The following is a 2293-nucleotide window of genomic DNA, read 5'->3' as shown; positions in this document are numbered from 1 at the left end:
GGAGGCCGCGGCCTCCGCGGAGAAGGAGGGCGAGGAGCCGCCCGCGTACCGCTTCGGGCTGCAGCCGATGTGGCAGCGGCCCGTGCGCGGCCTGGGCGTGGTGGAGCCGTGGCTGCTCACCCGCCGGGACACCCCGTAGAGGTTCCGGACACCCTCGGGAGGTTCCGGGCGCCCCTGGCGGACTCCGGCCCGAAGGCCTCCACTCCGGCGGCCTTCACTCCGGTGTACTCCGGCCCGCCGGACTCCGGCCCGGTGATTTCCGCCCGGCGGCCTCCTGCCCGGCGGGCCGAGGCCGGGGCGGTCCGGTCGGCTGTTCGCCGGGATGGTGCTTCCCCCTCCGTGCACGCACTCCCCGCGCGCCGCGGTGCCCGCACGCCGGCCGTTTCCGTGCCGGGCCGACCCGGAGCGACCGGCACATCACTCGAACGGGTGGACGGGAGGTGACGAGGGAACTGGGCGCACGCCCTTCCGCCGGACGGTGGCCGACTGCGATGATCGGCGCGACGGATGTTAGCCAGCGTTAACCGGAGGCTGTCGTGAGTGAGGAACGGTTCGGGGAGTTCGTGCTGGTGCGGCGGCACGAGCAGGGGCGTGTCGCGGAACTCGTCCTCGACCGGCCCAAGGCCATGAACGCCGTTTCGACCGGCATGGCCCGGTCCCTCGCCGGGGCCTGCGCGGCCCTGGGGGAGGACCCGGCCGTGCGGGCGGTGGTGCTGACCTCGTCGCACGAGCGGGCCTTCTGCGTGGGGGCCGACCTGAAGGAGCGCAATTCCTTCAGCGACGCCGATCTGGTGCGCCAGCGGCCGGTGGCGCGCGGGGCCTACACCGGTGTGCTGGAGCTGCCGGTGCCGACGGTGGCGGCGGTGCACGGGTTCGCGCTGGGCGGCGGATTCGAACTGGCCCTGTCCTGCGACGTGATCGTCGCCGACCGTACGGCCGTGGTGGGGCTGCCCGAGGTGTCCGTCGGGGTGATCCCGGGCGGCGGCGGCACCCAGTTGCTGCCCCGGCGGGTGGGGGCGGCGCGGGCCGCCGAGCTGATCTTCACGGCGCGCCGGGTGGAGGCCGTCGAGGCCCGGGAGCTGGGACTCGTCGACGAGCTGGTGGAAGCGGGACGGGACCGCGAGGAGGCGCTCGCCCTGGCCGCCCGGATGGCCGCCAACTCGCCGGTGGGGCTGCGGGCGGCCAAGCGGGCGCTGAGACTCGGGCAGGGGCTGGACCTGCCCGCCGGCCTCGAGGTGGAGGACGCGGCATGGCGGTCGGTGGCGTTCTCGGGCGACCGCGCGGAGGGCGTCGCCGCCTTCAACGAGAAGCGCAGGCCGAACTGGCCGGGGGAATAGGGCGGCGCCGGCCGGGGGGCGGAGCGGCCGGGACCGGGGAGCGCGACGGCGGAGGCCGGGGCGGACTGCCGCATCCCGTTTGCTCCCTAAATATCCCTGATCGCAGGGAACGTCCTTAGCCTGGAGGGATGGGTGAGGACAGCCGGCTGGCGGCGGTGGTGACGCTGGCGCAGGGCATGGCCGCCGCGCACAGTTCGCGGGAGGTCTGGCGGGCCGCGGCCCACGGGGCCCGCCGGGCGCTCGGCGGGAGCTTCGCCGCACTGTCGGTGTGGGAGCGCGAGCTGGGGCGGCTGCGGGTCCTGGTCAACGTCGGCGAGCTGGCCGAGGGCGAGGAGGAGTTCCCGGAGGACGAGTCCTACCCGGTGCACCAGTTCGCCGAGATCGCCGAGTTCCTGCACGAGCGGTGGGCGGCCGGCGGCGGTGAGTCGGACGCCTGGGTGGAGACCGCCCGGGGAGCGACGGAGGGGCGGCCCGGCTACACCCACCAGAGGGTGGCGGCCCTGCGCAGGCGGGGGCGCGGCTGCTGCGTGGTCGCCCCGGTCGTCCTGCACGGGCGGGCGTGGGGCGAGCTGTACGTGGCCCGGCCGGTCGGCGCCCCCGTCTTCCTGCGGGGCGACGCCGACTTCGCGACGGTGCTGGCCGCCGTCGTCGCCGCCGGGATCGCGCAGACCGAGCGGCTGGAGGAGGCGCGGCGGCTCGCGTACACGGACGCGCTCACCGGGCTGGCCAACCGCCGGGCCGTGGACGCGCGGCTGGACGAGGCGATCGAGCGGCACCGCCGGGACGGGGCCGTGGTCAGTCTCGTCGTGTGCGATCTGAACGGGCTCAAGCGGGTCAACGACACGCTGGGGCACGCCGTCGGCGACCGGCTCCTCGAACGGTTCGGGACCGTGCTGTCCCTGTGCGGGGCCATGCTGCCCGGCGCCCTGGCGGGGCGGCTCGGCGGGGACGAGTTC

Annotated in this window: 2 protein-coding genes and 1 pseudogene; all 3 read left to right on the top strand. The window is 75.8% G+C overall.

The annotated features are described in order from the left end of the window. Window positions 1-139 (top strand): annotated as a pseudogene (locus AOK18_RS34640) (adenylate/guanylate cyclase domain-containing protein); the annotation flags it as partial. A gap of 397 nt (window positions 140-536) precedes the next feature. Next, the gene (locus tag AOK18_RS24255; RefSeq protein ID WP_055695711.1) at window positions 537-1337 is read left to right on the top strand and encodes an enoyl-CoA hydratase/isomerase family protein; all 801 of its coding nucleotides are present in this window, start codon (window positions 537-539) and stop codon (window positions 1335-1337) included. Window positions 1338-1465: 128 nt separating this feature from the next. Further along, the coding region (locus AOK18_RS24250) for a GGDEF domain-containing protein (RefSeq protein WP_240503300.1) at window positions 1466-2293 on the top strand (828 nt) is incomplete at its 3' end.

Source organism: Streptomyces prasinopilosus (assembly GCF_001419695.1).
In the GTDB taxonomy this organism is placed as follows: Bacteria; Actinomycetota; Actinomycetes; order Streptomycetales; family Streptomycetaceae; genus Streptomyces; species Streptomyces prasinopilosus.
Note: the sequence above shows the minus strand (reverse complement) of the source record. Positions and strands in the feature narration are given on the sequence as shown.